Source organism: Streptomyces sp. NPDC003027 (assembly GCF_053591435.1).
Map to the genome: position 1 here is coordinate 57936 of NZ_JBSFTU010000015.1, position 24960 is coordinate 82895.

Annotated in this window: 25 protein-coding genes; 14 read left to right on the forward strand and 11 right to left on the reverse strand. The window is 72.0% G+C overall.

Translation table 11 applies throughout. From position 1 onward, the window contains the following. The first annotated feature begins 17 nt into the window (after nucleotides 1-17). The 3 genes from ACWDX6_RS13620 to ACWDX6_RS13630 all read left to right on the forward strand — a co-directional run bounded on the left by ACWDX6_RS13620 (nucleotide 18) and on the right by ACWDX6_RS13630 (nucleotide 3360). On the forward strand, nucleotides 18-1337 hold the full coding sequence (locus tag ACWDX6_RS13620; protein WP_451485099.1) for an ABC transporter substrate-binding protein: 1320 nt from the start codon (nucleotides 18-20) through the stop codon (nucleotides 1335-1337). A 233-nt stretch (nucleotides 1338-1570) separates the two neighbouring features. Then, complete coding sequence (locus ACWDX6_RS13625; RefSeq protein WP_451485170.1) at nucleotides 1571-2482, forward strand: carbohydrate ABC transporter permease; 912 nt, start codon at nucleotides 1571-1573, stop codon at nucleotides 2480-2482. Then, nucleotides 2479-3360 carry a carbohydrate ABC transporter permease gene (locus ACWDX6_RS13630; protein WP_451485100.1) on the forward strand — a complete coding sequence of 294 codons (882 nt, stop codon included), beginning with the start codon at nucleotides 2479-2481 and terminating at the stop codon, nucleotides 3358-3360. Before ACWDX6_RS13625 ends, ACWDX6_RS13630 begins: the two co-directional genes overlap by 4 nt. A 63-nt stretch (nucleotides 3361-3423) precedes the next feature. Here the strand turns inward: ACWDX6_RS13630 and ACWDX6_RS13635 are convergent, their stop codons facing one another. The 3 genes from ACWDX6_RS13635 to ACWDX6_RS13645 all read right to left on the reverse strand — a co-directional run bounded on the left by ACWDX6_RS13635 (nucleotide 3424) and on the right by ACWDX6_RS13645 (nucleotide 6381). Further along, the gene (locus ACWDX6_RS13635) at nucleotides 3424-4440 is read right to left on the reverse strand and encodes a LacI family DNA-binding transcriptional regulator (RefSeq protein ID WP_451485101.1); all 1017 of its coding nucleotides are present in this window, start codon (nucleotides 4438-4440) and stop codon (nucleotides 3424-3426) included. Between the two features lie 157 nt (nucleotides 4441-4597). Further along, nucleotides 4598-5512 carry a serine hydrolase gene (locus ACWDX6_RS13640; RefSeq protein ID WP_451485102.1) on the reverse strand — a complete coding sequence of 305 codons (915 nt, stop codon included), beginning with the start codon at nucleotides 5510-5512 and terminating at the stop codon, nucleotides 4598-4600. Then, nucleotides 5509-6381: a LysR family transcriptional regulator gene (locus ACWDX6_RS13645; protein ID WP_451485103.1), complete on the reverse strand. Its 873-nt coding sequence runs from the start codon at nucleotides 6379-6381 to the stop codon at nucleotides 5509-5511. The genes ACWDX6_RS13640 and ACWDX6_RS13645 overlap by 4 nt, the downstream gene beginning before the upstream one ends. 149 nt (nucleotides 6382-6530) lie before the next feature. Between ACWDX6_RS13645 and ACWDX6_RS13650 the strand changes: the two genes are divergently transcribed. The 7 genes from ACWDX6_RS13650 (at nucleotide 6531) to ACWDX6_RS13680 (ending at nucleotide 13492) form a co-directional block, all read left to right on the forward strand. Further along, the gene (locus ACWDX6_RS13650; protein ID WP_451485104.1) at nucleotides 6531-7919 is read left to right on the forward strand and encodes a penicillin-binding transpeptidase domain-containing protein; all 1389 of its coding nucleotides are present in this window, start codon (nucleotides 6531-6533) and stop codon (nucleotides 7917-7919) included. Next, nucleotides 7898-8179, forward strand: coding sequence for a penicillin-binding transpeptidase domain-containing protein (locus ACWDX6_RS13655; RefSeq protein ID WP_451485105.1), 282 nt, complete (start codon nucleotides 7898-7900; stop codon nucleotides 8177-8179). Before ACWDX6_RS13650 ends, ACWDX6_RS13655 begins: the two co-directional genes overlap by 22 nt. 233 nt (nucleotides 8180-8412) lie before the next feature. Further along, a complete protein-coding gene (gene bla / locus ACWDX6_RS13660; protein ID WP_451485106.1) occupies nucleotides 8413-9360 on the forward strand; it encodes a class A beta-lactamase in 948 nt (315 codons plus the stop codon). Between the two features lie 190 nt (nucleotides 9361-9550). Next, nucleotides 9551-10741 (forward strand): aromatic acid exporter family protein, encoded by a 1191-nt coding sequence (locus ACWDX6_RS13665; protein WP_451485107.1) that lies wholly within the window; start codon nucleotides 9551-9553, stop codon nucleotides 10739-10741. Between the two features lie 36 nt (nucleotides 10742-10777). Next, complete coding sequence (locus tag ACWDX6_RS13670; protein WP_451485108.1) at nucleotides 10778-11725, forward strand: GlxA family transcriptional regulator; 948 nt, start codon at nucleotides 10778-10780, stop codon at nucleotides 11723-11725. Nucleotides 11726-11893: 168 nt separating this feature from the next. After that, nucleotides 11894-12616 carry a DJ-1/PfpI family protein gene (locus tag ACWDX6_RS13675; RefSeq protein ID WP_451485171.1) on the forward strand — a complete coding sequence of 241 codons (723 nt, stop codon included), beginning with the start codon at nucleotides 11894-11896 and terminating at the stop codon, nucleotides 12614-12616. Nucleotides 12617-12733: 117 nt separating this feature from the next. Further along, nucleotides 12734-13492: a DJ-1/PfpI family protein gene (locus ACWDX6_RS13680; RefSeq protein ID WP_451485109.1), complete on the forward strand. Its 759-nt coding sequence runs from the start codon at nucleotides 12734-12736 to the stop codon at nucleotides 13490-13492. Between the two features lie 11 nt (nucleotides 13493-13503). Here ACWDX6_RS13680 and ACWDX6_RS13685 read toward each other — a convergent pair whose 3' ends face one another. The 3 genes from ACWDX6_RS13685 to ACWDX6_RS13695 all read right to left on the reverse strand — a co-directional run bounded on the left by ACWDX6_RS13685 (nucleotide 13504) and on the right by ACWDX6_RS13695 (nucleotide 17564). Beyond that, on the reverse strand, nucleotides 13504-15492 hold the full coding sequence (locus tag ACWDX6_RS13685; RefSeq protein WP_451485172.1) for a potassium channel family protein: 1989 nt from the start codon (nucleotides 15490-15492) through the stop codon (nucleotides 13504-13506). Nucleotides 15493-15566: 74 nt separating this feature from the next. Next, nucleotides 15567-16991, reverse strand: coding sequence for a flotillin family protein (locus tag ACWDX6_RS13690; RefSeq protein ID WP_451485110.1), 1425 nt, complete (start codon nucleotides 16989-16991; stop codon nucleotides 15567-15569). Between the two features lie 66 nt (nucleotides 16992-17057). Then, on the reverse strand, nucleotides 17058-17564 hold the full coding sequence (locus ACWDX6_RS13695) for a hypothetical protein (protein ID WP_451485111.1): 507 nt from the start codon (nucleotides 17562-17564) through the stop codon (nucleotides 17058-17060). Nucleotides 17565-17756: 192 nt separating this feature from the next. Between ACWDX6_RS13695 and ACWDX6_RS13700 the strand changes: the two genes are divergently transcribed. Beyond that, entirely contained in the window at nucleotides 17757-18260 is a 504-nt protein-coding gene (locus ACWDX6_RS13700) for a metallophosphoesterase family protein (protein ID WP_451485112.1), read from the forward strand. Nucleotides 18261-18372: 112 nt separating this feature from the next. After that, nucleotides 18373-19164: an alpha/beta fold hydrolase gene (locus ACWDX6_RS13705; protein ID WP_451485113.1), complete on the forward strand. Its 792-nt coding sequence runs from the start codon at nucleotides 18373-18375 to the stop codon at nucleotides 19162-19164. A 163-nt stretch (nucleotides 19165-19327) separates the two neighbouring features. Here ACWDX6_RS13705 and ACWDX6_RS13710 read toward each other — a convergent pair whose 3' ends face one another. The 4 genes from ACWDX6_RS13710 to ACWDX6_RS13725 all read right to left on the reverse strand — a co-directional run bounded on the left by ACWDX6_RS13710 (nucleotide 19328) and on the right by ACWDX6_RS13725 (nucleotide 22044). Continuing rightward, nucleotides 19328-19984, reverse strand: coding sequence for a hypothetical protein (locus tag ACWDX6_RS13710; protein WP_451485114.1), 657 nt, complete (start codon nucleotides 19982-19984; stop codon nucleotides 19328-19330). Then, entirely contained in the window at nucleotides 19981-20460 is a 480-nt protein-coding gene (locus ACWDX6_RS13715; protein WP_451485115.1) for a DUF6114 domain-containing protein, read from the reverse strand. The genes ACWDX6_RS13710 and ACWDX6_RS13715 overlap by 4 nt, the downstream gene beginning before the upstream one ends. Beyond that, nucleotides 20451-21086, reverse strand: coding sequence for a DUF6230 family protein (locus ACWDX6_RS13720; protein WP_451485116.1), 636 nt, complete (start codon nucleotides 21084-21086; stop codon nucleotides 20451-20453). Before ACWDX6_RS13720 ends, ACWDX6_RS13715 begins: the two co-directional genes overlap by 10 nt. A gap of 196 nt (nucleotides 21087-21282) precedes the next feature. Next, on the reverse strand, nucleotides 21283-22044 hold the full coding sequence (locus tag ACWDX6_RS13725) for a MerR family transcriptional regulator (RefSeq protein ID WP_451485117.1): 762 nt from the start codon (nucleotides 22042-22044) through the stop codon (nucleotides 21283-21285). 159 nt (nucleotides 22045-22203) lie between these two features. Here ACWDX6_RS13725 and ACWDX6_RS13730 point away from each other — a divergent pair, with 159 nt between their 5' ends. Continuing rightward, complete coding sequence (locus tag ACWDX6_RS13730) at nucleotides 22204-22365, forward strand: hydrophobic protein (protein WP_403290063.1); 162 nt, start codon at nucleotides 22204-22206, stop codon at nucleotides 22363-22365. 310 nt (nucleotides 22366-22675) lie between these two features. Beyond that, the gene (locus ACWDX6_RS13735) at nucleotides 22676-24181 is read left to right on the forward strand and encodes a glycoside hydrolase family 6 protein (RefSeq protein WP_451485118.1); all 1506 of its coding nucleotides are present in this window, start codon (nucleotides 22676-22678) and stop codon (nucleotides 24179-24181) included. A gap of 19 nt (nucleotides 24182-24200) precedes the next feature. Here the strand turns inward: ACWDX6_RS13735 and ACWDX6_RS13740 are convergent, their stop codons facing one another. Next, complete coding sequence (locus ACWDX6_RS13740) at nucleotides 24201-24947, reverse strand: hypothetical protein (RefSeq protein ID WP_451485119.1); 747 nt, start codon at nucleotides 24945-24947, stop codon at nucleotides 24201-24203. Nucleotides 24948-24960: the final 13 nt, after the last annotated feature.

The window sequence follows — 24960 nt, forward strand, 5'->3', positions numbered from 1 at the left end:
CTGAAGGAGTTGGGCACATGGGGAAGACGAAGGCGCTCACGGGCGTGCTTCTCACCGTCACGATGCTGATCGTGGCGGCATGCGGTGGCGGGGGCGCCGCGTCCGGCGAGACCGCGACGGCGCCCGCGGACCCGAACGAGGTCTCCGGAGAGATCAAGGTCCTGACGCATCGGACCGACCTCGTCCAGAACGGCACGATGAAGGGGTACGCGGCGGCCTTCAACAAGACCTACCCCAAGGTGAAGGTGAGGTTCGAGGGGATCACCGACTACGAGGGGGAGGTGAAGATCCGTATGAACACCAAGACGTACGGTGACGTGCTGATGATTCCCGCGGCGATCGCCAAGAACGACTACCCGAAGTTCTTCGCCCCTCTCGGGGCGACCGCCGAACTGTCGGAGAAGTACCGCTTCAGCGACAAGACCGCGGTGGGAGGCAAGGTCTACGGTATCGCCCAGTTCGGCACCGCCAACGGCTTCGTCTACAACAAGGCGCTGTGGAAGAAGGCCGGGATCACCGCGTGGCCGAAGTCCCCGCAGGAGTTCACGGCCGCCCTGAAGGTGATCAAGGACAAGACGGATGCCGTGCCTTACTACACGAACTTCAAGGACGGCTGGCCGCTGGTCCAGTGGACCTCGAACGTCGGCTCCGTGACCTGCGACGCGAAGGCGACCGACAGGCTGGCCGGCCCGGTCTCCCCCTGGAAGGCGGGCGGCGAGCTCCACGTGATCGACACGCTGATACACGACGTGGTGCGGCAGGGGCTTGCCGAGAAGGACCCCACCACCACGAACTGGGAGACCTCCAAGGCCCTGCTCGCCGAGGGCCGGATCGGCGCGATGATGGTGGGCTCCTGGTCGATCACGCAGATGCGGGGTGCGGCGAAGGAGGCCGGACGCTCGCCGGCCGACATAGGCTTCATGCCCTTCCCCGTCCAGAAGGGCAGCGCGTTCTGCGCCACCCTGGTCTCCGACTACCAGCAGGCCGTCAGCGCCTACTCCGAGAACAAGTCCGCGGCACGCGCCTGGATCGACTGGTTCACCGAGAAGTCCGGTTACTCGGAGCGGGAGGGCGCGGTGCCCGCCGTGAAGTCGGCTCCCATGCCGGCGACGCTCAAGGATTACGTTGACAACGATGTCACCTTCGTGGAGCGCTCCGAGGCCGAGACCGCCACGGTCAACGACATCGACAACGCCGCCGAGATCGGCCTGAACAAGCCCGACTACCGGCAGAAGCTCATCGACACCGCGCGCGGAGCCCAGCAGGGCAGCCTCCAGGACTTCTTCGCCGACCTGAACAAGAGGTGGGACGAGGCGGCGAAGACCGCCGGCTCCTGACACCGGCGGAGCGGGGCCCCGGCCGCGCGACACCGGCCGGGGCCCCCGACCTCCCGCAGCCGCGGACACGAAAGGCCGACATGACCGAGAAACCTCCCTCCTCCGCCCGGGTCGAGACACCTCGCGCCCCCTCGCGGGCCGAGACACCTCCCGCCTCCTGCCGGGCCCAGGCGCCCCGCGCCTCTCACCTGGCGGCAAACGCCGCGACGGGTCCCGCGACGGGCGTCCCGCCGGTGAAGCCCCGAGGCGGCACAGGCACTCGGGCGCGCTCCTGGCGCCACTCTCCGCTCCGGCGGGCCACACCCTGGCTCTTCCTGGCGACGCCGCTGGCACTGTTGATCACCTTCACCTATGTGCCCGTGGCGAGCATGATCTCCTACAGCTTCACCGACTGGGACGGAGTGAGCCCGGACCGGGATTTCACGGGTGTGGACAACTACGTCCAGATCTTCACCCGTCCCGAGCTCTTCCGGGTCTTCTTCGTCAGCGGCTACTACCTCGCCGCATCGGTGTTCCAGATCGGCGTCGCTCTCTACTTCGCCGCGGTCCTGAGCTTCGATCTCAGGTTCCGCAACTTCTTCAAGGGGATCCTCTTCTTCCCCTACCTCATCAACGGCGTCGCGATCGGCTTCGTCTTCCTCTACTTCTTCCAGGACGGCGGAACCCTGGACTCCGTACTGACCTGGCTCGGCGTGACCACGGACCGCGCCTGGCTCGGTGACCCCACGTCAGCCAACGTCTCCCTGGCCGGCGTGTCGGTCTGGCGCTTCACGGGTCTGAACTTCGTCCTCTTCCTGGGCGCCATCCAGTCCATCCCCGGCGAGCTCTACGAGGCGGCTCAGCTGGACGGCGCCGGCAAGTGGCAGCAGTTCCGCCACATCATCGCCCCGAGCATCAAGCCCGTACTCAGCCTCAGCGTCATCCTGGCGATCTCCGGCTCCCTGTCCGTGTTCGAGATCCCCTACATCATGACCGGCGGTGCGACCGGCACGTCGACCTTCGTCATCCAGACGGTCAAGCTCGCCTTCCAGTTCAACAAGACCGGTCTGGCCTCGGCCGCGGCCGTGGTCCTGCTCGCGATCATCCTGCTGATCACCTGGATCCAGCGCCGGCTCGTGCCCGACGACAAGGTGGACCTCGTATGACCCCGGACCTGAAGCCCCTGGGCCCGAAGCCCCTGGCCCCGGCAACTCGCCGCCGCCCCCTGCCTGTCGGGACCGCGCTGACCTATCTGTCGTTGCTCGCCGCGGCTGCGGTCGTCCTGCTGCCCCTGGCCGTCGTCCTCCTCACCTCCCTCAAGACGTCCGAGGAGCTCTCCCGCGGCGGAGCGCTGTCGCTGCCGGGCGACTGGCTGAACGTCGAGAACTACGTCACGGCGTTCACCGACGGCAACATGCTCGCCGCCTTCGGCAACACCGCCTTCATCCTGTTCTTCTCCATCGGCGGCACCGTGGTCATCGGCTCGATGACGGCGTACGCGGTCGACCGCTTCGACTTCCGGGCGAAGAAGCTCGTCATGGCGCTCTTCCTCGTCGCCACCCTCGTGCCCGGAGTGACCACCCAGGTCGCGACGTTCCAGGTCGTCAACAGCTTCGGCCTGGTGGACACACGCTGGGCCCCGATCCTGCTCTACATGGGCACGGACATCGTCTCCGTGTACATCTTCCTGCAGTTCATCCGCTCCATCCCCACCTCGCTGGACGAAGCCGCCCGCCTCGACGGCGCCAACGCGTTCACGATCTACCGGAAGATCATCCTTCCGCTCCTCAAGCCGGCGATCGCCACCGTCGTCATCATCAAGGGCATCACCACCTACAACGACTTCTACATCCCCTTCCTCTATATGCACTCGGAGGACCTCGGGACCATCTCCACCGCGCTGTTCCGCTTCAAGGGGCCTTTCGGCGCGCACTGGGAGGCCATCTCGGCGGGCGTGATTCTCGTCATCCTGCCGACGCTCGCCGTGTTCCTGCTGCTCCAGCGGTGGATCTACAACGGCTTCGCGCAGGGGGCCACGAAGTAGCGGACACCTCCTCCGCCTGAGGGCGGCTCAGCCCCGCCGAGGAGTCTCGGGCCGGCGGGCGGGTCAGGCCGACGGAGCGGAGGTGCTGCCGCGCGGCACGAACCGCGCGTACTCCTCCCGCACGTCGTCGACGTCCTCGTCCGCGATGAGCGCGAGCAGGGCCCGGGCCGCGTCGGCCCCGTACGCCGGGATGTCGCGGGCGAGGGCGGACAGCGGCGGCCGGACGACCTGGGTGAGCGGGGACTCGTCCCAGGCGACGATGGACAGTTCGGCGGGAATGCGGAGGCCGAGTTCCTGGGCCACGGAGAGCGCCGCCACCGCCATGATGTCGTTGTCGAAGATCATCGCGGTGGGGCGCTCGGCGGCGATGAGCAACCGGCGGGCGGCGCGAGCCCCTTGGTCACCGGTGTAGTCGGTATGGACGATCTCGGGCTCGGGCAGCCCGGCCTCCGCGCAGCCCTCGCGCAGAGCGGCGTCCCGGACGGCGGTGTGCGCGAATCCCTCGGGCCCGGCCACTCGCGCGATGCGCCGGTGGCCGAGCGTCGTCAGGTACCGCACCGTCTCGCGTACGCTCTCCCCGTCGTCCGACCACACGGCGGGCAGGGAGCCCGAGGTGTGCGGCGGGCCGATGACGACGGCGGGCAGGCCGAGGGCCTCGATGGCGGGCACCCGCGGGTCGTCCGTGCGCAGGTCGACCAGGAACACGCCGTCCACCCGGCGCTCTCCCCACCAGCGGCGGTAGATGTCGAGCTCGCGCTCCTCACCGTCGACCATCTGCAGCATCAGCGCGTACGAGCGGTCGGAGAGGACGCTCTCGATCCCACTGATGAACTCCATGAAGAAGGGTTCCGTGCCGAGGGTGGACGCCGGTCGCCGTACGACGAGTCCGACCGCCTGGGCACGGGCTCCGCTGAGCGCCCGCGCGGCGCTGTTGGGGCGCCAGCCGAGCTCCTCCGCGATGGCCTTGATCGAGGCCCGTGTCGTGTCGGAGACCCCGGGCTGGTCGTTGAGGGCATAGGAGACGGCCACCTTGGACACTCCGGCGCGGCGTGCGATGTCCGCCATCGTCGGCCGCTTCACGTGTCGTTCCTCCTCCGCACAGGTCCTCCCGTCCTCGTGACCCTACCCTCAGCGGCACACGGGCTCGGGCGTGCACGCCTTGTCCGGCGTACGGAAGGAGCGGGCCAAGGAGGCATGGCGTGGCTCTCCGCTTCACGGCTCGGACGGCGCAGGCCCGTCAGGTGCCCTGGCGCCCCCGTAGTTCCTCCACGGCGGCACGCGCCGCGGCGCCGATCACCGCGTCGGCGCGCGGGAGCTTGGTGTCGGACCGGGCGGCCTGGGTGAAGACCACGGCGGTGTAGGCGCTGCCGTCCGCGAGTTCGACGACACCCGCCTCGTGGCGCATCGCACCGAAGGTGCCGGTCTTGCCGTAGACGGTGACGTCGTCGTAGGGGAATCCGGAGCCCAGCCGATGCGCCCACGGCTGCTTGCGCATCACGTCCCGCATGAAGGCGCAGCGGTCGGCGGAGGCGGCCTGTCCGGTCCAGATCGCGCGCAGCAGCCGCGCCATGTCCGCCGGCGTGGTGGACGCCTTGAACGCCGGGTCGTACACGCCCGGGGGCGCGACGGTGTCGTTGTCGGCCACGTGTGCCAGGGCCGCGTCCAGCGAGGGGGCGCCCGTGTCGGCGAGCAGTCGGCTGAACGTGCTGACGACGCCGCCGTGGACATGGGTGTCGGGCATGCCCAGGTCGCGGCACATGGCGTCGACGACGTCCGGGCCGACCTCGCGGAGCACGGCGTGGGCCGAGGTGTTGTCCGAGATGGTCATCATCAGGACCACCATGTCGCGCAGCGACAGGGTGACCGGGTCGTGCAGGATCGAGATCCCGGTCGGGCCGGGCACGCGCTCGTCCGGCTCCAGCGTCAGCCGGCGACGCGGATCGATCAGTCCCGCGTCCGCGAGCCGGCAGAAGGCGACCATCAGAGGAAGCTTGTAGACCGAGCCCATGGGCAGCCGTTCGCCGGGATCGACGGTCACCTGTGCCGACGGGCGGTGGAGCTCCGCCACGTGCAGCCAGCCGCGGACGCCCGCGTCGTCGAACATGCCGCGGATGGTCCGCTCCACGCCGCCGCCGGTCCTCCTGCCGCTCACGGTGCCGCCTTCCGGGCCAGAGCGTCCTCGAGCAGCCGCGCCGTCTCGGCGGTCTCCTTCGAACCCGGCCGTCTCGGGTCCCAGGCGACCCTCAGCCGCAGGGGGAGCGGCGGGTCCGCCGCCGTCCGCCGCTCGACCCCGGAGGCCGTCAGGGTGTCGTCCGCCGTGACCAGCACCGCCTGACCGGCCGCCACCAGGGCGAGACCGGCGCGCTCATCGGAGACCGCCACGGTCTCCACCCGGCGGCCACGGCTGGCCAGGGTGTCGATGAAGAGGTCGTGGGCGGCGGGTGCCTCGGCGCGCGGACGTACGGCGACGGGCAGGCCCGGCGGCAGCGTGTCACCGGCGCCCCCGCGACCGGCGGGTGCCAGGATCCAGGTCGGCAGCAGGATCACCCGACCCGCGGCGAGACCGTGGAGTACGGAGGGATGGCGGATCACGGCGATGTCGAGCCGCCCGGCCGCGACGTCACCGAGCAGCGCGGCGGTCGGCGCCGTCACCATGCCGATCCGGCTCCGTTCGCCGGCCCGGACCGGCGCGGCCGCCACGTCGGCCGCGAGGGGCGCCGGCACCTCGGGCGCAAGACCCAGCCGCAGCCGACAGCCGTCGGCGTGCTCGCGGGCGCCGGTCTCACGGAGTTGCGCCAGTGCGGCCAGGGCTCTGCGGGCGTGCGGAAGCAGCAGGGTCCCCTCCTCGGTGAGGGACACTCCTCGCTCACGGTCGAACAGGCGCACGCCGAGCAGTGCCTCCAGCCGCCGCAGGCCCTGCGAGAGGGGCGGCTGGGTGATGCCGACCCGCTGCGCCGCGGCTCCGAAGTGTTCCTCCTCCGCCAGCGCGACGAAGATTTCCAGATGCCGTTCCGTCAGCACTCTGCCTCTCCTGACGTGCAGCGATACATCGTACGAATCACCGTGATGCCGAGATCGTATTCGACATACGGGAGCCGGGCGGGCTTGACTCCGGGGCCAGGGCGACCGCGCCGGATCCGGCGGCACCCCGACCGTGAACGGAGAGCACCGTGACGTACACCGACAGCTGGAACAGTCCCGCCCCGCACCGGCGGTCGCGGCGCAAGCGGCGGCCGCTCGCCATCGGCGTGGCCCTGCTCGTGGTGGCCGGAGGCGGGTACGCCGCCTTCAGCCTCTGGGGCGGTGATCCGCAGGAGGATCCGCATGTGACCGCCGCCCGCAAGCCCCTCACCGCGTTCCTCACCGCATGGGCCGGGCACGACCCTGGGAAGGCGGCGGCGCACACCGACACGCCCGACGCCGCCGCCTCGCTCCTCACGTCGGTGCTGACCAACCTCAAGCCCTCCAGGACGACCATCGCCGAGGGCGAGGGGCAGAAGAAGAACGAAGGCGAAGTGCACTTCCCCTTCACCGTGGACATGGCGATCCCGGGCGCCGGCGACGTCACCTGGCAGTCGCGGGCGCGGATGATCCGCACAGCCGGCGCGTGGCAGGTCGAGTTCACCTCGCCGATGATCCATCCGGAGCTGAAACCGGGACAGACACTCGCGCTCGTGAGCGGCGACGACAGGGCGAAGGTGCTCGACACCCACGGCGCCCCGCTCCGGGCGGACAGTCTCGTCGGCACCGTCGACCCCGCCAGCGGCAAAGGCGCGTCCGGCCTGGAGGCCCGCTACGACGACATCCTGTCCGGTGGGGCGAAGGTGAAGAAGACCCTGGTGGTCGCGGACCGGGCGAGCGGGCGCGCCGTCAAGAACCTCACCGAGGCTCCGAAGCCCCAGGGCCGCCCCGTGCGCACCACCATCGACCCCCGCGTCCAGCAGGCGGCCGCCAAGGCCCTGACCGGGGTCGAGGACAACGCGGCCATCGTCGCCGTCGACCCGCGCAACGGCCACATCCTCGCCGCCGCCAACCGGCCCGCCGGGTTCAACCGCGCCCTCGAAGGGCGCTACCCGCCCGGTTCCGTCTTCAAGGTCGTCACAGCGGCGGCTCTCCTGAAGGGCGGCGTACGACCCGAAGACCCCGCGGTCTGCCCGAAGTTCGCCCAGGTCGACGGAGAGCGCTTCGAGAACCAGGGCCAGTTCGACCTTCCGGCCGGCTCGACGTTCGAGGACGTCTTCGCGCGGTCCTGCAACACCTACTTCGTCAACGCACGCGGCCGGCTCTCCGACACCGACCTGCGCGACGCGGCCCAGGCGTTCGGCATCGGCGGCAGCTGGGACGTGGGCACGAGCACGTACGACGGCAGCGTCCCCGTCACGACGAGCGACAACGACAAGGCCGCCGCGACCATCGGCCAGGCACGCGTTCAGGTCTCACCGCTGGTGATGGCATCGGTCGCGGCCACCGTCAACAACGGAACGTTCCACCAGCCGGTGCTGGTGCCGGACGCGGTGAAGAAGAAGTCCGGGCCCCGGTGGCGCTCGATGCCGGCGTGACCGGCCGGCTCCGCGAACTGATGCGCGCCACCGTGACCTCCGGGTCCGCCCAGGCCCTGAAGGGCCTGCCCGGCCGGCCCCACGCGAAGACCGGAACCGCCGAATTCGGCACCGAGACCCCGCCGCGCACCCACGCCTGGATGATCGGCTACCAGGGCGACTTTGACCTCGCGTGGGCGGTGCTCCTGGAGGACGGCGGTTCCGGTGGCGCCGACGCCGGTCCGGTCGCCGCGCGCTTCCTGAGCAACCTGGCCCGCTGACGGCAACCGCTGCCCCTCTCGCGTCGTGGCCCCCGGTGCGCCTGAGGACCGGCCGCCCGCCGGTGCGCCTGAGGACGGCCGCCCCCGGTGCGCCTGAGGACCGGCCGCCCGCCGGTCTGCCTACGACCGCCCGCCGCTCTGCCGACGCCCGCCCGCCGGTCCGCCGACGACCGGCCGCGCGTGCGGCGATGCGACCACTCCGTACGAACCCCACACGAGAAAGCCCGCACACCATGCACACCCGGACCCTTGCCTCCCGTCGTGCCGTACTCGCCACCCTGGCCGGACTCGCGGCGCTGCCCCTCCCCGGATGCGCGGCCACCCCGGACGCCGCCGCCCCGACCCCCTCGGGCCCGACGCCACCCGCCTCCAAGCCCTCCTCGTCGACGCCCGCCGATCCTCGTACGCAGCGCGCGTTCGGCGAACTGGAGAGGAAGTTCGACGCCCGGCTGGGCGTCTACGCGCTCGACACCGGCAGCGGCCGCACCGTCGTCCACCGCCCCGACGAGCGTTTCGCCTACGCCTCCACCTGCAAGGCGCTGCTCGCCGGCGCCATGCTGGAGAGGAACTCCCTGCGGCAGCTCGACCGGCTCGTGCGGTACGGCCCCGAGGAGCTCGTCAGCCACTCACCGGTCACCGAGCGGCATGTCGCCACCGGAATGACCCTGCGCGAACTGTGCGACGCCACGATCCGCTACAGCGACAACGCCGCGGCCAACCTCCTCTTCCGCGAGCTCGGCGGCCCCCGGGGTCTGCAGGACGCCCTGCGCGGCCTCGGCGACCGGGTCACGCGGTGCGACCGCTACGAAGTGGCCCTCAGCGAAGGCACCCCCGGCGACCCCCGCGACACCAGCACGCCCCGCGCCCTCGCCACCGACCTGCGCGCCTACGTCCTCGGCGACACGCTCCCCGCGGAGAAGCGAGCCGTCCTGACCGACTGGCTCAAGCGCAACACCACCGGCGACCACACCATCCGCGCCGGCGTCCCCGACGGCTGGCAGGTCGGCGACAAGACCGGCTCGGGCGGCTACGGCACCCGCAACGACATCGCCGTCCTCTGGCGGCCCGGCGCCGCACCGATCACCCTCGCCGTCCTCTCCCGCCGCGACACCAAGGACGCCGAACGCGTCGACGCCCTCATCGCCCGCGCCACCGAGATCGCACTCGGCGCGATCGTCTAGCCGGACCGTAAGGCGGCCGGGGCCGGGGCCGGGGCCGGTCCTCCGCCCCGCGGCGCCCGCACGACAGGGACGTACACGCCCGCAAAAGGGGTACGCGAGCTCCGCACGAGGAACCGGAAAGCTGATCGTCTTCCTTGCCGGCCCCCCCTCCCGGGGGGCGGGCAGGGCTGCGACGAAGACAGGGAGAGGTGTGTCCGACCCGACGGCCAGGGCGAGGGCCTGGTGCCGAAGCCGCCTGCTGAGCGCGCGGGACTTCGTGACCGGTGCGGTACGCGGGCCCGGCGACGCGCGCGACGGGATGCTCCTGCTGCTCAAAGGAGCCGCCGCCGCCACCGTCGCCTGGTGCCTGTCCTCGTGGCTGCTGCCCTCGAACGTCACCGCGTTCGCCCCGTTCACCGCGCTGCTCGCCCTGCAGTCCACGGTCTACCGGTCGCTGTGGGACTCGGCGCAGTACCTCGGCGCCATGGCGATCGGGACCGCCGTGGCGGCGGCGTTCGGCAGCACCGCCGGCGTCCACGTGTGGAGCCTGGGCGTCCTGGTCTTCACCGCCCTGCTCGTGGCCCGCCTGGACCTGCTGGGACACCAGGCGACCCAGGTTCCGGTCGTGGCGCTCTTCGCCTTCGTCGGCGGCGGCGGACGGATCGACTACATCGGGCACCTCGTCGGCTCCGCCACCATCGGCGTGTGCTGCGGACTCGTCGCGCACCTGGCGATCGCCCCCTCGCCCCACACGGACACCGCCCAGCAACGGGTCGAGGACCTGGCCGCCCGGGCCCAGAGCCTGCTCCGCACCCTGGCGCGCACCGCCGAGGGCAGGACCACCGAGGAGAGCGAGCGGGAGGACTGGCCCCGCCGCTGTGAAGAGCTGGCCGCCCAGGCGAAGCACGCGCGCGCGGTGCTCGACAGAGAACACGAGAACACCAAGCTCAATCCCCGGCGCCGGTGGAGCAGCGCCGAGGAGGCGCTGCAGCGCTGTCACGAGACGATCAGCATGGTCGAGCGCATAGCCACCCACATCCGGTCCATCGCCCGGGCGCTTGCGTACGAACCGGAGGCTTCCGCCTCGCCCTCCGGACCGTCCCGCACACCGCAGGCGTCCGTGTCGGCGGACTTCCTCCCCTCGTACGCGCAGCTGCTGCACGGCACCGCCGCAGCGCTCGAACGCCTCGGCCCGCCCCACGGACCGGAGGATCCGGACCAGCTGCGCGCCTGCCTCGACGAGGCCGCACGCCGCTACGAGGAGGTGGCGACCATGGCGCGGAACGGCCCTTTCGACCACCCCGGGGAGTGGCCCGTCCACGGCACCGCCCTCCTGGAGGCGGCCCGCATCCTCGACGAGATCGAGGGCACCTTCTCCCGTACCGCCGAGGCGCCCGAGTGAGGGGCGGGGCGGACCGGTCCCTTAGGGTCTGGCCGTATGCATGTGGTTGCGGTCCTCGCGCTCGATGATGTGTCGGCCTTCGATCTGGCCATCCCCTGCCAGGTGTTCGCGTTCGCGGCCCACCCGGACGGATCCCCCGCGTATGACGTACGCGTGTGCACCGACCGCGACGTCACGGCGTCGGCGGGACCCGCGCAACCCTTCCAGCTGTCGTCCCCGTACCGGTGGGAGGACGCCCGTGACGCCGACACCGTCATCGTCCCCGGCGTCCCGGCCGAGCAGATCCCCGACCCGCGCGCGGTCGGACTGCTGCGCGAGGCGGCGGCCGCGGGCGCGCGCGTGGCGTCCATCTGTACGGGAGCCTTCGTGCTCGCCCGCGCCGGACTGCTGGAGGGGCGCAGGGCGACGACGCACTGGAGGTTCGCGGACTCGCTGGCCGAGCAGTTCCCCCGTACCCGGGTCGACCCGTCGGTGCTCTTCGTGGACGAGGGCCAGGTCCTGACCTCGGCGGGCATCGCCGCGGGGCTCGACCTGTGCCTGCACCTGGTGCGCCGCGACCACGGCGCGGTCCTGGCGGCGGAGGTCGCCCGCATGATGGTCATGCCTCCGCAACGAGCCGGGGGGCAGGCGCAGTTCATCCAGTACCCCGCCCCGGAATGCGACTCGGCCGACCTCGGCGACACCATGCGGTGGATGAGGGACAAGCTGAACGAGCCGCTGTCGATCGCCGACATCGCCGCCCACGCGATGATGAGCCGCCGGAGCCTCGCACGGCACTTCCGCGCCCAGACGGGGACCACGCCGCTCCGCTGGCTCCTCGCCCAGCGCCTCCAGCGCGCGCGGGAACTCCTGGAGAGCACCGACCTGCCGATGCGGCGGGTCGCCGAGGACACCGGATTCGGATCCGTGGAGACGTTCCGCCATCACTTCGCCCGCCAGGTCGGCACCACCCCGTCCGCGTACCGGGCGGCCTTCCGCGGGTGACACCGCCGACGGCCGTCGCCCTGGCCGTATGTTGCGCACCTCGGGCATAAGCGCCACTGTCGGCGCTGCCCGCCCGCCGGAAGACTGAACGCGTCTTCGCCCCGGCGGCCCTCGACGGGCTACGCACGGGGCACGGTTCACGTCTTCACGGAGGACCCCTTGTCCCGTATGCCCAGGCGCGGCCTGCTCCGCTCCGGCGCCGCCGTCGCGGCCGGTACCGGCCTTTCGTACCTCACGGTCGGCACGGCCCACGCGAGGGAGACCGACCCGGCGCCGGCGCCGGCGCGTCCGCACCGCGCACCGCTGCGCGTGCACACCGTGTTGTACGACGGTGTGGAGGAACAGGACTTCGCCGGCCACATCGAGGTCTTCGGGATCGCCGGGGAGGACCGCGTCGCGCAGTCCTTCGTCACCGTCGACGGGCCCGGCACCGTGACGACCGCGGCCGGTATGGAGATCGTCTGCCGTGCCCCCTGGTCCCCCCGCTCGGCCGACCTGATCGTGGTTCCGGGAGCTGGATACGGCGAGGGCTCCGGTCTCGAACGGGAGGTCCGGCGGGGCGTGCTGCCCCGGGCGCTCGCGGCGGCACGGCGGCGCGGCCTCGTCCTGGGCGCGGTGTGCAGCGGCACGATGCTCCTGTCCGCGGCCGGGATCACGGCGGGGCGTCCCTGCACCACGCACCACATCGCCAAGGACGACCTCAAGGCGCAGGGCGGCCGGGTGGTCGGCGGCCGGGTCGTCGACGACGGCGACCTGGTGACCTGCGGCGGGGTGACCTCCGGAATCGACCTCGGACTGTGGCTGCTGGAACGGTTCTTCGGCCCGGAGACCGCGGTGTTCGCCGAGGAGGTCCTCGAGTACGAGCGCCGTGGCACCGTCTGGCGCGCGTAGCGGCTCGGCGCGACCTTCGCCCCTCGCCGTCCCGGACGACGGAGCCTGCCCCGCCGCACATCGGGCCACGACGTCCCCTTCACCCCGTCCCCATGAGAAGAGGAGCACCGAACAGACATGAACCGCCGAACTCTGCTGCGCACGACCACCGCGCTCGGCGCCGCGTCCCTCGCGGCCGGCGCGACCACCCCCGCACACGCGACCACCGCCGCGCAGGAGGCCGCCCCGGCAGCGGCCCCCCGCCGGACGAGACCCCTCCGCGTCCACGTCGTCCTGTTCGACGGCGTGGAGGAGCTCGACCTCACCGCCCCCTACGAACTCCTCTCCGCCGCCGACTACTTCACCGACCGCCAGGTCGACGTCCGTTACGTCACGCTGGACGGCACGCCCACCGTGAGGGCGGCCTTCGGGACCACGATCCGCGTCGACCACCGCTGGGCTCCCGAGGAGGCGGACGTCCTGGTCGTGCCCGGCGGCGGATACGCGCGCCGGGAGGACCCGGGCGTGTGGGCCGAGATCCGGCGTGGCGCGCTTCCCAGGGCCCTGGCCCACGCGCCCCGCCCGGGGCTGACCATCAGCGCCCTGTGCACCGGCGTGATGCTGCTCTCCGCCGCCGGGCTGACCCGCGGGCGGCCCTGCACCACCCACCACCGGGCGCGCGCCGACCTTCAGCGGCAGGGCGGTGTGTTGAAGAACGCCCGTGTCGTCGACGACGGCGACCTGGTGACAGCCGGAGGCGTCACCTCCGGCCTCGACCTCGCGCTGTGGCTGGTGCGCCGGGAGCTGGGCGTCGACGCCGCTCTCGGCCTGGAGGAGATGCTGGAGTACGAAGCACGCGGAACGGTGTGGACGTCGGCACGCGGACGACACGACTGAGAGCCGTACGCCTACACGGTCGGCGGGCCGGCGCGCGGCGCTGCCCCGCGGACGCCGTCGATCGCACCAGGGACGTGTCCGGGGCGTACGCGCGGCCGGCGGGCACCCTCGGCGACGACGGACGGGGAGCCGAGGAGTTCGGCGAGGCCGCGGCGGGTGGCGGCGACGACGACACGGTCCTCGCGGCGCAGGACGTAGCCGGGGTGGAGGTCCCACAGGAGCTGGGGGTCCTCCCCGGTCCGGTGGCCGGCGGCGAGGTCGGGGCGGCGGGTGGTGGGGGTGGCCGTGTCGAGCGCGAGGACGCGCCAGGCGCCGGGGCGGAAGGCTTCGGCGACGGTGCGGTCCGCGAGGAAGGGGTTGTCCGCCACGTCCACGGCCGCGAAGAGCAGGACCCGGCGTTCGACCGGGATGGCGCCCAGGATCTGGCGGCCCATCATCGCGCCCGCGAAGGCCGGCGCGGCGAGGTGGGAGACGCTGCGGCTGCGGGTGAGGGCGTCGGGGTGGGCCGTGCGCAGGGTGCGGTGGACGGCGGTGGCGAAGTCGTCGTCGTAGAGCCGCAGGGCGACACGCAGGTCGGGCTGGACGCCGCGGGCGTAGAGCGTGGCCTCCAGGTTGGTGGTGTCGGAGCTGGTGAGGGCGAGCAGGGCGTGGGCCCGGCGGATCTTGGCGGATTCCAGGACGCCCTCCTCGGTGACATCCCCGAGGACGACGGGGACTCCGAGGCTCCGGGCGAGCGGGACCCCGCGGGCGTCGGGGTCCTCCTCCACGCACACCACGGGAATGTCGAGCTCGCGGAGCCGGGACAGGACACGGGTGCCGATCTTGCCAAGACCGAGCAGGACGACGTGGCCGGACAGGCCGCGGGGCGGGCGCCGCAGGGCGCCGACGCCCCGGAAGGTGCCCAGCGCCTCCAACCCGGCCGCGATGAGGAGAGGCAGCAGGGCCAGGCCGACGAGGCCGGACAGGAGCTGGAGGACCTGGCGGGGGAGGGGTTCGCCCACGGCCGGGTCGCCGATCGAGAACAGGTCGAGCAGCGTGAGGTACGCGGCGTGCACCGGATCGGCGTCGGTGGCGACCGTGGCGGCCACGCTCAGGGCGAGCACCGAGGCGACGATGCCGGCCAGGGCCCACCGCAGGCGGCTCGAGAAGAGTTCGCCGAGGGGCGCGCCCCGACGGGACAGCCGCCGCGTGGGCACGGCCGGCCCCGCGTACCGCACGGTCTCCAGGACGACGGTTCCGCGCCCGGTGGCGCCCGCCACGGTGAGGTCGTCGGGCAGGAGTTCGGGGCCCTGCGCGCCGCTGCCGTCCGAGCCCTCCGCACCCGCCGGGTCCGTGGTGGTGGACGACAGGAGGGCCAGCGTGCACAGGCCGGAGTCCGGTACTTCCCCCCGGCCGGACGGTGTCCTCTCGGCGGCGCGCAGCAGCAGCCCGTCGGCCTGGACGACCTTGCTCGTCCCCGCGACGGCCGTGGCCGCGAGCGCGGGTGCGGCGGTGTCCGCGTCGGAGAGGACGGTGGTGGAGGCGTCGAGCCGCGTGCGGTCGATGCCGGGCGTGCCCACCAGGGCGACCTGGTCGAGGAGTTCCTCCAGGTGCACCCCGAGCTTGCGGTTGTACATGCGGACCACGAGCCGCAGGCCGGGGTTCAGGCGACGGGCGGCGAGCGCGGCCCTGAGGTTGGTCTCGTCGTCCTCGTACAGCAGGGCCAGCGCCGCCGCCTCGCCCACGTCGGCCCGCAGGAGCGCCCGCTCGCTGGGGGAGGAGGAGAGGACTTCCCGTACGAGCGGAGGCGCCCCGCCGCCCGTGCCGTCCGGCGCCGTCCCCGCCGCGGCCGTGCCGAACCGGCTCATCAGGCCGGCCGCGCGGGACAGGCCCGGCACGTCGGTTCCCGCCGTCCCCTCGGCCTGCTCGCTCGGTACGACGAGGACGACGCGCCGGCGGTAGACGTCGCGGAGTTCGGCGGCCAGCCGGCGCGCCAGCCCGTCGTCCCCGCAGACGACCATGTGCGCGGGCGGACCCTCGTTCCGCGGCATGCTCGCACCCCCCAGTGGCGTTCCGCCTCGTCGCTGTTCCCGATCTAGTCGGTGATCCGGATGGCTCCGTCGTCCGAAGGCGCCCCGGCCGGGGCCGATCCCTTCTGCCGTGTCATGCCCTGGAGCAGGGCCGCGAGGTCCACTCCGGTGGTAGAGCTGAGGAGTTCCATGCCCTGGGCGACGTTGTCGGCGACGGTACGGGACAACTGGCCGGCGCCGTCGGTGGAGATGACGGTCATCTTGTCGATGGCCGACAGCGGCTCGGACGCCTTGGCGACCACCTGGGGAAGCACCTCGACGAGCATCTGGAGGACGGCCGCGTCGCCGTACTGGGCGAAGGCGTCGGCCTTCTTCCGCATGGCCTCCGCCTCGGCGGAGCCCCGGGCGGCGATGGCGGCGGCCTCGGCCTCGCCCTCGATGCGCACGGCGTCGGCGAGCGCCGCGCGGTGGGCCTTCTCGCCCTCGCCGGTGAGGCGGGAGCGCTGGGCGTCCGCCTCGGCCTGCTTGACCAGGGCGATGCGGCGTGCCTCGGCCTCCTGCTCGGCCTGGTAACGGGCGGCATCGGCGGGCTTGCGGACCTGCGTGTCGAGCTGGCGGTCGGTCAGCGCGGCCTGCCGCTCGGCGACCTTCTCCTGCTCGGCGAGGATCTGCTGCTGACGGTCGGCCTCGGCGAGCGGACCCGCGGCGTTCGCCTGGGCGGCGGCCTCGTCCGTCTGCGCCTTGATCTCGGCCTGCTTCAGGTAGAGGGTCCGCTGCGCGATGGCGATCTCCTCCTCCGCCTTGAGCCGGGCCTGCTCGGCGGCGCGCCGGGCGACGGCCTCGGCGATGTCCGCCTCCTGCTTGGCCCGCGCGGCCTCGGGCCGGCCGAGGTCCTCCAGGTAGGAGCCCTCGGTGGTGATGTCCTGGATCTGGAACGCGTCGAGCACCAGCCCCTGCCCGGACAGGGACGCCTCGGCCTCCTCCGCGACCTGTCCGGCGAACGCGGCCCGGTCGCGGATGATGTCCTCGACCGACATCCGGCCCACGATCGACCTCAGCGCTCCGGACAGCACCTCCTGCGTGAAGCCGACGATGCCGTCCTGCTGCATCAGGAAGCGCTGGGCCGCGGCCCGGATCGAGTCCTCGTTGCCGCCGACCTTGACGATCGCGACGCCTTCGAGGTTCGCCTTGACCCCGCGCAGGGTGACGGCGCCGCGCACCGCGACCGGGATGTGCCGGCTGGAGAGGTCGAGGGTGAACTTCTGCTGCACGAACGGGACGACGAACACGCCCCCACCGACGACCACCTTCTGGCCGCTGTTGTCGGTGAACACCCGGCCCGTCGAGGGGTCGGTGGCCTGCTTGCCGCGCCGGCCGGTGATGATGAACGCCTCGCTGGGCCCCGCGACCTTGTAGCGCGTGACGACGACGAGGGCGAGCAGAACGACGAGTACGCCGATGCCCACCACGGCGATGAGGACAGGACTCATGACAGGACCCCCAGGAGTCGGAGAGATGTGAGCGGTCGATCGGGGCGTGCCGGGGCGCGGAGGTGGTCAGCGGTCCACCGGGCGTACGACGACCGAGGTCGGCGAGAGCACGGACTCGACCCACACCTCGGCACCCCGTTCGACGGGGATCGGGGACTTCGCCGCGTACTTCACCGGCTGCGCGCCCAGGTACAGCAGCACCTCGCCGTAGCCGCCGGCCGGGATCGCCGTGACCACGGAGCCCGAACTGCCTCGCAGATCGTCGCCCCGCGGTGCGGACGCGCCTTCGTCGCGCATCAGCGCCCGGCTGAACGCCCATGTCAGCCGGGCCGCGACGGCCCCCGCCGCCACGCCCGCACCGGTGGCGACCCCCGCCCCCGCGCCGGTGGTCCCCAGGACGATCGCGCCCGTGAAACCGAGCGCGGAGACGAACCCCGCGATCACCGGCAACGACAGAAACCCGTCGAGCCCCCCGCCGAGCCCGTCCAGGACCCCCTCCACCACCCCGTCGAGGACCAGGGACAGGACGAGCAGCACGAGACCCGCGATGCCGAGACCGAGAAACCAGCCCATGTACGCCACCTCGCCTCGTGCGTCGATTTCCGTCGTCGAGGGGATGGTTGCACGGCAGCACACCTGTGTTCACTGCCGGTTCCCGGCAGTCTTTACGCGTTCTTGATGCCGAGGTCGGCCCCTGGGCCGCGTCCTTCCGGCGCTTGGTGTTCGGTGCTCGGTGGGCAGACGCTCCGCCCGTAGGCTGATGTCATGCGGCTGCTTCTGACCTCCGACACGCATGTGCCCGCCCGTGCGAAGAGTCTGCCGGACGAACTCCTGGCGGGTGTCGACGAGGCGGACGTCGTGATCCACGCCGGGGACTGGATCGACGAGGCCACCCTGGACCTGTTGTCGTCCCGGTCGCGTCGGCTGATCGGTGTGTACGGCAACAACGACGGTCCCGCGCTGCGACGGCGGCTGCCCGAGGTCGCCCGCGCGGAACTCGGCGGGCTGCGGTTCGGCGTCGTGCACGAGACCGGCCCGGCCACCGGGCGCGAGCGGCGCTGCGCCGAACGCTTCCCGGACCTGGACGTCCTGGTGTTCGGGCACAGCCACATTCCCTGGGACTCCGTCGCTCCCGGCGGCTTGCGGTTGCTCAACCCCGGTTCTCCCACGGACCGCAGGCGCCAGCCCTTCCGTACGTTCATGACCGTGCGGGTCGAGGACGGGACCCTTCACGACGTGACCGTGCGCCGACTGCCGCCGAGGCGCTGACGAGGGTCGGTCGCCGAGCGGGCCCAGAAGAGGCCGAACGCGCCGGGTCAGCGGCGGGGCCGGGTGGTTACGCTCTTCTCTCCAGGGATGTCGAGCGCAGGGGGAGTGCATCGTGCGCAGTGCCGTCGTGACGCCCGAGGGTGACCGGATCCGCTGGGTGGAGCTACCGGGCCGGGAGCCGTCCCGGGTCTATGTGCACGGTCTGGGCGCCACCTCGGCCGCCTACTTCGCGGAGGCCGCCGTCCACCCTCTGCTGGCCGGCCACCGCTCGCTCCTTGTCGACCTCCTCGGGCACGGCCTCAGTGACCGTCCCACGGGCTTCGACTACACCCTGGAGTCGCACGCCGACGCCCTCGCGGACGCCCTGACCGCCGCGGGCGTCAGCGCCGCGCAGCTGATCGGGCACAGCATGGGCGGCTCGGTGGCCATCGTGCTCGCCGCCCGCCATCCGCACCTGGTCTCCCGCCTGGTCCTGGTCGACGCCAACCTCGATCCGCTCCCGCCCCCGATACCGAGCCTGCCCGCCTCCGGGGGCAGCAGCGGCATCGCCGCCTACACCGAGCAGGCGTTCCTGGCCGGAGGGTGGGAGGAGGTACGTGACCGGGTCGGCCCGCACTGGTGGGCCACCATGCGCCTGACCGGTCGTGAGGCCCTGCACCGCAGCGCGGTCTCCCTCGTCCGGGGGACCGTCCCCACCATGCGCGAGCTGCTCCTGAACCTGAAGATTCCCCGTACGTATCTGCTGCCCGAGGCGGACGGCCCGCTCCCGGGCGCCGAAGCGCTCGCCGAGGCGGGGGTGGCCGTGGTCGCGATCCCGGAGTGCGGACACAACATCATGCTGGACAACAAGGAAGCGTTCGCCCACGTCACCGCGGCCGCGCTGGCGGGCCCCGCCGGGGGATGACGAACCGGCGCAGCACCAACGGCGCATGACGGTGCGTCAGAGGAGAGGGTGCCGGGCGAGACGTACGGACCCGGACCCGCGTCGGGATCGGTCCGGCGACGGCTCGCCCGGCGTCGTTCGTGCTTTCCGCGTCACGCTCTCACGCGGTCACGGTGTCACGGTGTCACGGCTTGACCGTGATCTGCTGAGCCGGGTCGGTGGTGTCCGTCACCGTGTAGACGGCGTTGAAGACGGAGGTCGTCGCGCTGGTCGGGCAGCCGAACCCGCCGGTGACCTTGATCGGGACCGAGGCGTTGGTGAAGGTCAGGGTGGACGGGGCGCCGTTGGTCCAGGCGCCGGGCGCGTTCGCCGGGCCGTTCGGCGCGGTGACGACCGTGCAGGAGGCCAGACCGGTCGTCTTGACCACGAGACCGCCCGTCGGGACGGTCATGGTCGCGGTGATCGGAGCCCCGTTCTGCATGGACACCTGCCAGGCGCCGCTGGTGGTGACCGTGGGGGTCACGCCCGGTGTGCTGGAGGTGCACGAGCTGTAGCTCGGGGCGGAGATGGGGGAGGAGACCGGACCGGCCGGGTTGTGGTTGCCGGGGGCGGCCGGGACGGTGCCGGTGGCCACCGAGACCGTGCAGGAGATGGTGACCGAGCCGGCCTTGAGGGTGGCCTTGCCGCTCAGTGTGGCTTTGAAGGCGTGGCCGGCCGGGGTGACCGTGGTCGAGCCGGCCGCCGCCGTCGGTAACGGTGCGGCGGTGGCGGACGCGGCGCCGAAGGTCAGCGCGCCGACCGCGGCGAGTCCGAGGGCGAGGGTGGTGGGTGTGCGGCTCATGGCTGTGCTCCTTGGGGATCGGAGAGGGGTGCGTGGGAGGGGGTGTCGTGCGGTGCCGACGAAGCGGATCGCCCGGCCGCGTCGGATTCCGTGGCCTCCTCGGGGGGAGTGCCGGGGCTCGGGGCGCCCGGCTGCCACGCGAACATGAGGCCGCCGCCGAGGATGCCCAGCAAGGTCCCGGCGAGGAATCCGCCGAGGTTGGACAGGACGAGCGCGAAGGCGGCGATGAGGGTGGTGACGATCCCGGCGAGGGTGCGGTAGTGCGGGGCGAACCAGACGGAGACGCCGAGCACGACCATCACGAGGCCCATCAGGACGGACGGGACACCCGCGACGCCCTGCGCGAGCATGACCTTCAGGGGGGCGAGCGGCAGGGCGCAGATCTCGGCCCCGGCGAGGACGGTGACGAGCCCGCCCCAGAACGGCCGGCTGCGGCGCCACCGCCGGAACCGGGTCCGGTGGCGGGTCAGAAGCATTCCTTCGTGCCCTTGCTGATCTTCATGTTCAGACCGGAGAGCTTGAAGGTGCCGGCGTTGGTGGCCCACGCCGTCTGCCGCAGGTCGGTGATCGTGATGGTGTCGGCCTGCTGGGAGAACAGGTCCTGCATGCCCTGTGCCCCTTCCGGACCCTTGTCCAGGGTGGAGGCGTCGCGGCCGATCTCGATGTTCGTGAAGGAGGCGTTGCCCGAGAGCTGGGTGGCGTCGACGAAGAGGTTGGTCGCCTCGACCGGGGTCTTCTGCCCGGCGGTGAGGTTGAGCGAGATGTCGCCGATCACCGGCAGCGAGGTGACCACCGACTGGCAGAGGCTCTTGAGCTCGGCCTCCTTGATGGCGGTGACCGCCACCGGGATGAGTTCGTCACGGGCGTTGACGTCCACGCTGCCGTACTGGGCGAAGCCCTTGCCGGTCAGGCTCGTCGCGGAGACCTTGAACTGCTGGCCCGAGACGGCGAAGGAGGCGGCGAGCGCTCCTTGGGCGAGAGCGATGCCGAGGCCCGCGGTGAGGGCGATCCCCGGGACCGCCAGGACGGCGAAACGCCGCCATCTCACCCGGCCGGCGCCCGAGTCGCCGGAACTGCCTAAGCCATGTGAGCCACGTTGCATGACAGGACCCCCTTGATGGGTGGGGTGGTGGGGAGTGTGATCCGGTCGGAGCCGGAGTGATCGGGCGCGATCTGGTGCGATCTGGTGCCGTCCGGGTCGCGCGAGATCGTTACTCGCCGGTATGACCGTGGAGTTGAATGTAAGAGTGCCAATGACGGTTGGCAAGGTTGCGCGGACTCTGCCTTTCGGCCAAGTCCTACTGCTCCGTACGCAGCAGCGCGGCGACCTCCGCTTCCACCCTTCGGGCCATCGCGCGCGCGAATTCAGCGGCCACGACCTCCGCCGCCACCGGGCGCAGCGCCGACGCGGCCTCCGCGATGTGATCCAACTGCGTGGCCGAATGTAGCTCCAGGCCTTCCGGGCCGATCACATGCCGCCGGAAGAGGGCGACGAACCGATCCGCGAGCGCCGCCGCCTGCTGCTGGACGAAGTCCCCGGCCTCCAGGATCTCCCCGAGCGGCAGCCCTTGCCGCACCAGCGTCAGCGTGGCTTCCAGCAGCCGGCGACTGGGGAAGGTGACGGTCTCCCCGTCGACCCGTACGTACTCCAGAGCGGCGGCCCGCCGGGTGTCCTGGGGCGTCGCCGCCGGACCGAACAGCTCACGCAGCTCCGCCAGACTCATCGTGACGGGCTCCTCCCGCGCCCAGTCACGGGTCATCTCCCGTTCCATTCCCAGGAGTTGGCCGATCCCACCGCCCTGCTCCCAGGCGGTCAGAAGCTCGGCGATGCCGTTCACCGTGTAGCCGCGGCCCAGCAGGTCGTCGATCAGGCGCAGCCGGGCGAGGTGCTGGTCGGAGTACCAGGCGATCCGGCCCTCACGGCGGGGTGGCGGCAGCAGCCCCCGCTCCTGGTAGTAGCGAAGGTTGCGGACCTTCACGCCGGCCGCCCGGGCCACTTCCTCCTGGCGGTACCGCATGCCACCCGCCGCGACCGTGTCACCCGCTGCCTCGCTGCTCACGGCTCCGAGCTTAGGGGGTGTGCCTCCCGGACCGTTCCCACCGGCCTGCCGGAATTTCGTCGGGACCGCCCCCTGCGCCGGCCGCCCTGGGAAAGTTCGAAATCTCGTGCGTGTAGGGCGGTAAACGCGGGGCACATGATGCTGCGGAGGTAGATAACTATGGTTCCCCTGCTACTCGTTCTCCTGCTGGCCCTGCTCCTGTTCGGTGCCGGTTTCGCCGTCAAGGCGCTGTGGTGGATAGCGGTGATCGTGCTGGTCGTATGGCTGATCGGCTTCGTCGCCCGCCCGAAGGGCAGCACCGGCCGCTGGTACCGCTGGTAGCGGCACCGCTCCGCGCGGAAAGTTCCGTGCGGCCCGTCACCACCGCGGTGACGGGCCGCACGGCATTTCCCGGCGGCGGAATGCGGTGACGGAATTCGACGAATCCGCACATCGGCAATTCCCTTGAAACTCATCCCGCCTGCTTTCGTATTCCTCGAAGCTTCGAGACGTGTTCTGCGAACTCCGCTTTCTGCGAAGCAAGGTGACCGGGCGCCAGTTCTGCGATCATGAGTGCGAGGAGGGTCATCGAGCCCTCCGCCGTATTCGGTCGACGCAGTCGGCCGGCAGACCCGAACAGGACCCGTCCTCCGTGACCTTCACCGCCCCATGGCGCCGCCTGGCCGCCGCGCCCGCGCTCGCCGCCGCGCTGCTGGGTACCGTCCTCACCCCCACCGCTTCGGCCGCCCCTCCCACTCCCGCCGTCTACGGCGAGCTGGTGGTCAACGGCGCGTTCACCACCGGAATCGACTCGTGGTGGGCCAGCGCCGACGCCTTTGTCCGTGCCACCCCCGCAGGGCAGCTGCGCACCACCGTCGCCGCCCGCGCCGGCAACCCCTGGGACACCATGGCCGGGCAAGGCGGAATCACCCTCCGCAAGGGGGCGACGTACACCCTCTCCTTCGACGCCATGGCCTCCCGGGCGACCCAGATAGCCACCTCCGTGCAGCTCGGGGAGGCGCCCTACACCGGCACCCTCTCCCGGACCATCGGTGTCGGCACCGGCTTCCAGCACTTCAGCTGGACCTTCACCTCCGCACTGGACACGGCCGCCGGGCAGGTCACCTTCCTGCTCGGCAACCAGAGCGCGCTGACCGACATCACCCTCGACAACGTCTCGCTGACCACGTCCACCGCACGCGAGGGCTTCTACACCGACCCGCGCAACAACGCCTACACCTGGGCGAACGCCCACCCCAACGACCCCCGTGCCGCGAGGATCAGGTCGTCCATCGGCGACCACGCCGCCGTGAAGTGGTTCGGTGGATGGGACGCGGACGGCAACCCCGCGACCGGTGTCCGCGAGGAGGTGAGCGCCTACGTCGGCGGAGCCGCCGCCGAGGGCAGGATCCCCGTCCTCGTCACGTACAACATCCCCGGCCGTGACTGCGGCGGCCCCTCCTCCGGCGGAGCGGGGAGCCCCGAGGCGTACAAGAAGTGGATCGCGGACGTCGCCCTCGGCCTCGCCGGGCGTCCGGCGATCGTCGTGCTCGAGCCCGACGCGGTGCCGATGGCCGCGAACGAGGCCTGCATGAACGGGGGCCTCGAACAGCGCCTCGACGCCCTCTGGTTCGCCAACCAGCGTCTGCAGGAGCAGGGCCGCTTCGTCCAGACTTACCTGGACGCCGGCAACTTCACCTGGACCCTGGGCTCCGACGGCACCGGAGCCCAGGGGATCGGTCTGAAGAAGATGGCCGAGCTGCTCAACCGGGCCGGGGTCTCCATGGCCCGGGGCTTCTCCGTCAACGTCTCCAACTTCGACGCCACGAGCGTGTCGAACGACTACGGCCGCCGTCTCGCGGCACAGCTCAAGGCCGACTTCGGCGTGACCAGCGGCTGGGTCGTGGACACCTCCCGCAACGGCAACGGCGGCTACGTCACCCCCGGCGATCCGGCCAGCGGCCACGTCGGTTTCTGCAACCCGCCCCAGCGCAAGCTCGGCGTCCCCTCCCAGGCCGGCACGGGCGGCGCCGACTACCTGCTGTGGATCAAGCACCCGGGTGACTCGGACGGCGATTCGGCGGAGTGCCCGGCCGGCTCCCCCGCGGCCGGGGTCTTCTCCCCGGTCCTGGCCGACGCGTTGATCGACGGCCGCTGAGTCCTCCGCCCGGGTGGCGTCAGCCGAGGCAGGCCCGCCAGGCCGTCGCCAGGCCGTCCAGCCACCCGGGCGGCAGCTCCGCCCCGTCCCAGGCCGCGTGCAGGGCGTCCGCCGCGGTATCCAGGCGTTCGAGCACGGCGATGCTGGTGGGGGAGTGGGCCAGCGAGTGGCGGCCGTGGACGGCGATACCGCTGCCCGGACCGTACTGCGCGTACAGGCGGACCAGACTCTCCCCGTGCGCCTCGGCGAACGCGTCCAGCCGGCCCGGATATCCCGCCCTGTCCCGTGCGCTCATCGTGCTGAGCACCGCGGTGAGGACCTCGTCCGCCATCTCGGGATCGAGGTCCGACGGCTGGGTGAAGGTGAGGTACAGCGCCGTCACCGCGACATTCGTCCGCTCCACGTCCACCCGGCCGACCGGAGCGTGCGCGGCGCGGCCGTCCGGCGGCAGGCGGTGAGCGGGCACCGTCGGCCCGGTGGCCCGCCGCAGGGTCCGCTCGACGAGGTGGCGGAGTTCGTCTCTGACGGCCTGCGCGCCGTCCTGGCGGCCGGTGTCGTAGAGCTCCCCCTTCTCCGTCGGAGCCTCGCCCTCCGCCGCGCCGACCTCGCCGTGCGCGTGCGCGAGGGCGCCCGCTTCGACGAGCGCGATCAGGACGTCCGCCTCGGCCGCGGACACACCGGCGCGGCCGAGGAGCTCGTGGAGGGTCTTCTTGGCGTTCATGACGCTGGCGGGGTTCAGGCCGTGCTCCGGGTCGGACAGGTTCATGGTCACCAGCTTG

Coding starts and splice junctions, on each gene's coding strand:
- ACWDX6_RS13700 (WP_451485112.1), top strand. CDS start 17,757: ATGCGGCTGCTTCTGACCTCCGACACGCATGTGCCCGCCCGTGCGAAG.
- ACWDX6_RS13715 (WP_451485115.1), bottom strand. CDS start 20,460: ATGCTTCTGACCCGCCACCGGACCCGGTTCCGGCGGTGGCGCCGCAGC.
- ACWDX6_RS13630 (WP_451485100.1), top strand. CDS start 2,479: ATGACCCCGGACCTGAAGCCCCTGGGCCCGAAGCCCCTGGCCCCGGCA.
- ACWDX6_RS13740 (WP_451485119.1), bottom strand. CDS start 24,947: ATGAACCTGTCCGACCCGGAGCACGGCCTGAACCCCGCCAGCGTCATG.
- ACWDX6_RS13620 (WP_451485099.1), top strand. CDS start 18: ATGGGGAAGACGAAGGCGCTCACGGGCGTGCTTCTCACCGTCACGATG.
- ACWDX6_RS13675 (WP_451485171.1), top strand. CDS start 11,894: ATGCCCAGGCGCGGCCTGCTCCGCTCCGGCGCCGCCGTCGCGGCCGGT.
- ACWDX6_RS13730 (WP_403290063.1), top strand. CDS start 22,204: ATGGTTCCCCTGCTACTCGTTCTCCTGCTGGCCCTGCTCCTGTTCGGT.
- ACWDX6_RS13685 (WP_451485172.1), bottom strand. CDS start 15,492: ATGGTCGTCTGCGGGGACGACGGGCTGGCGCGCCGGCTGGCCGCCGAA.
- ACWDX6_RS13680 (WP_451485109.1), top strand. CDS start 12,734: ATGAACCGCCGAACTCTGCTGCGCACGACCACCGCGCTCGGCGCCGCG.
- ACWDX6_RS13710 (WP_451485114.1), bottom strand. CDS start 19,984: ATGAGCCGCACACCCACCACCCTCGCCCTCGGACTCGCCGCGGTCGGC.
- ACWDX6_RS13690 (WP_451485110.1), bottom strand. CDS start 16,991: ATGAGTCCTGTCCTCATCGCCGTGGTGGGCATCGGCGTACTCGTCGTT.
- ACWDX6_RS13720 (WP_451485116.1), bottom strand. CDS start 21,086: ATGCAACGTGGCTCACATGGCTTAGGCAGTTCCGGCGACTCGGGCGCC.
- ACWDX6_RS13695 (WP_451485111.1), bottom strand. CDS start 17,564: ATGGGCTGGTTTCTCGGTCTCGGCATCGCGGGTCTCGTGCTGCTCGTC.
- ACWDX6_RS13670 (WP_451485108.1), top strand. CDS start 10,778: ATGCATGTGGTTGCGGTCCTCGCGCTCGATGATGTGTCGGCCTTCGAT.
- bla (WP_451485106.1), top strand. CDS start 8,413: ATGCACACCCGGACCCTTGCCTCCCGTCGTGCCGTACTCGCCACCCTG.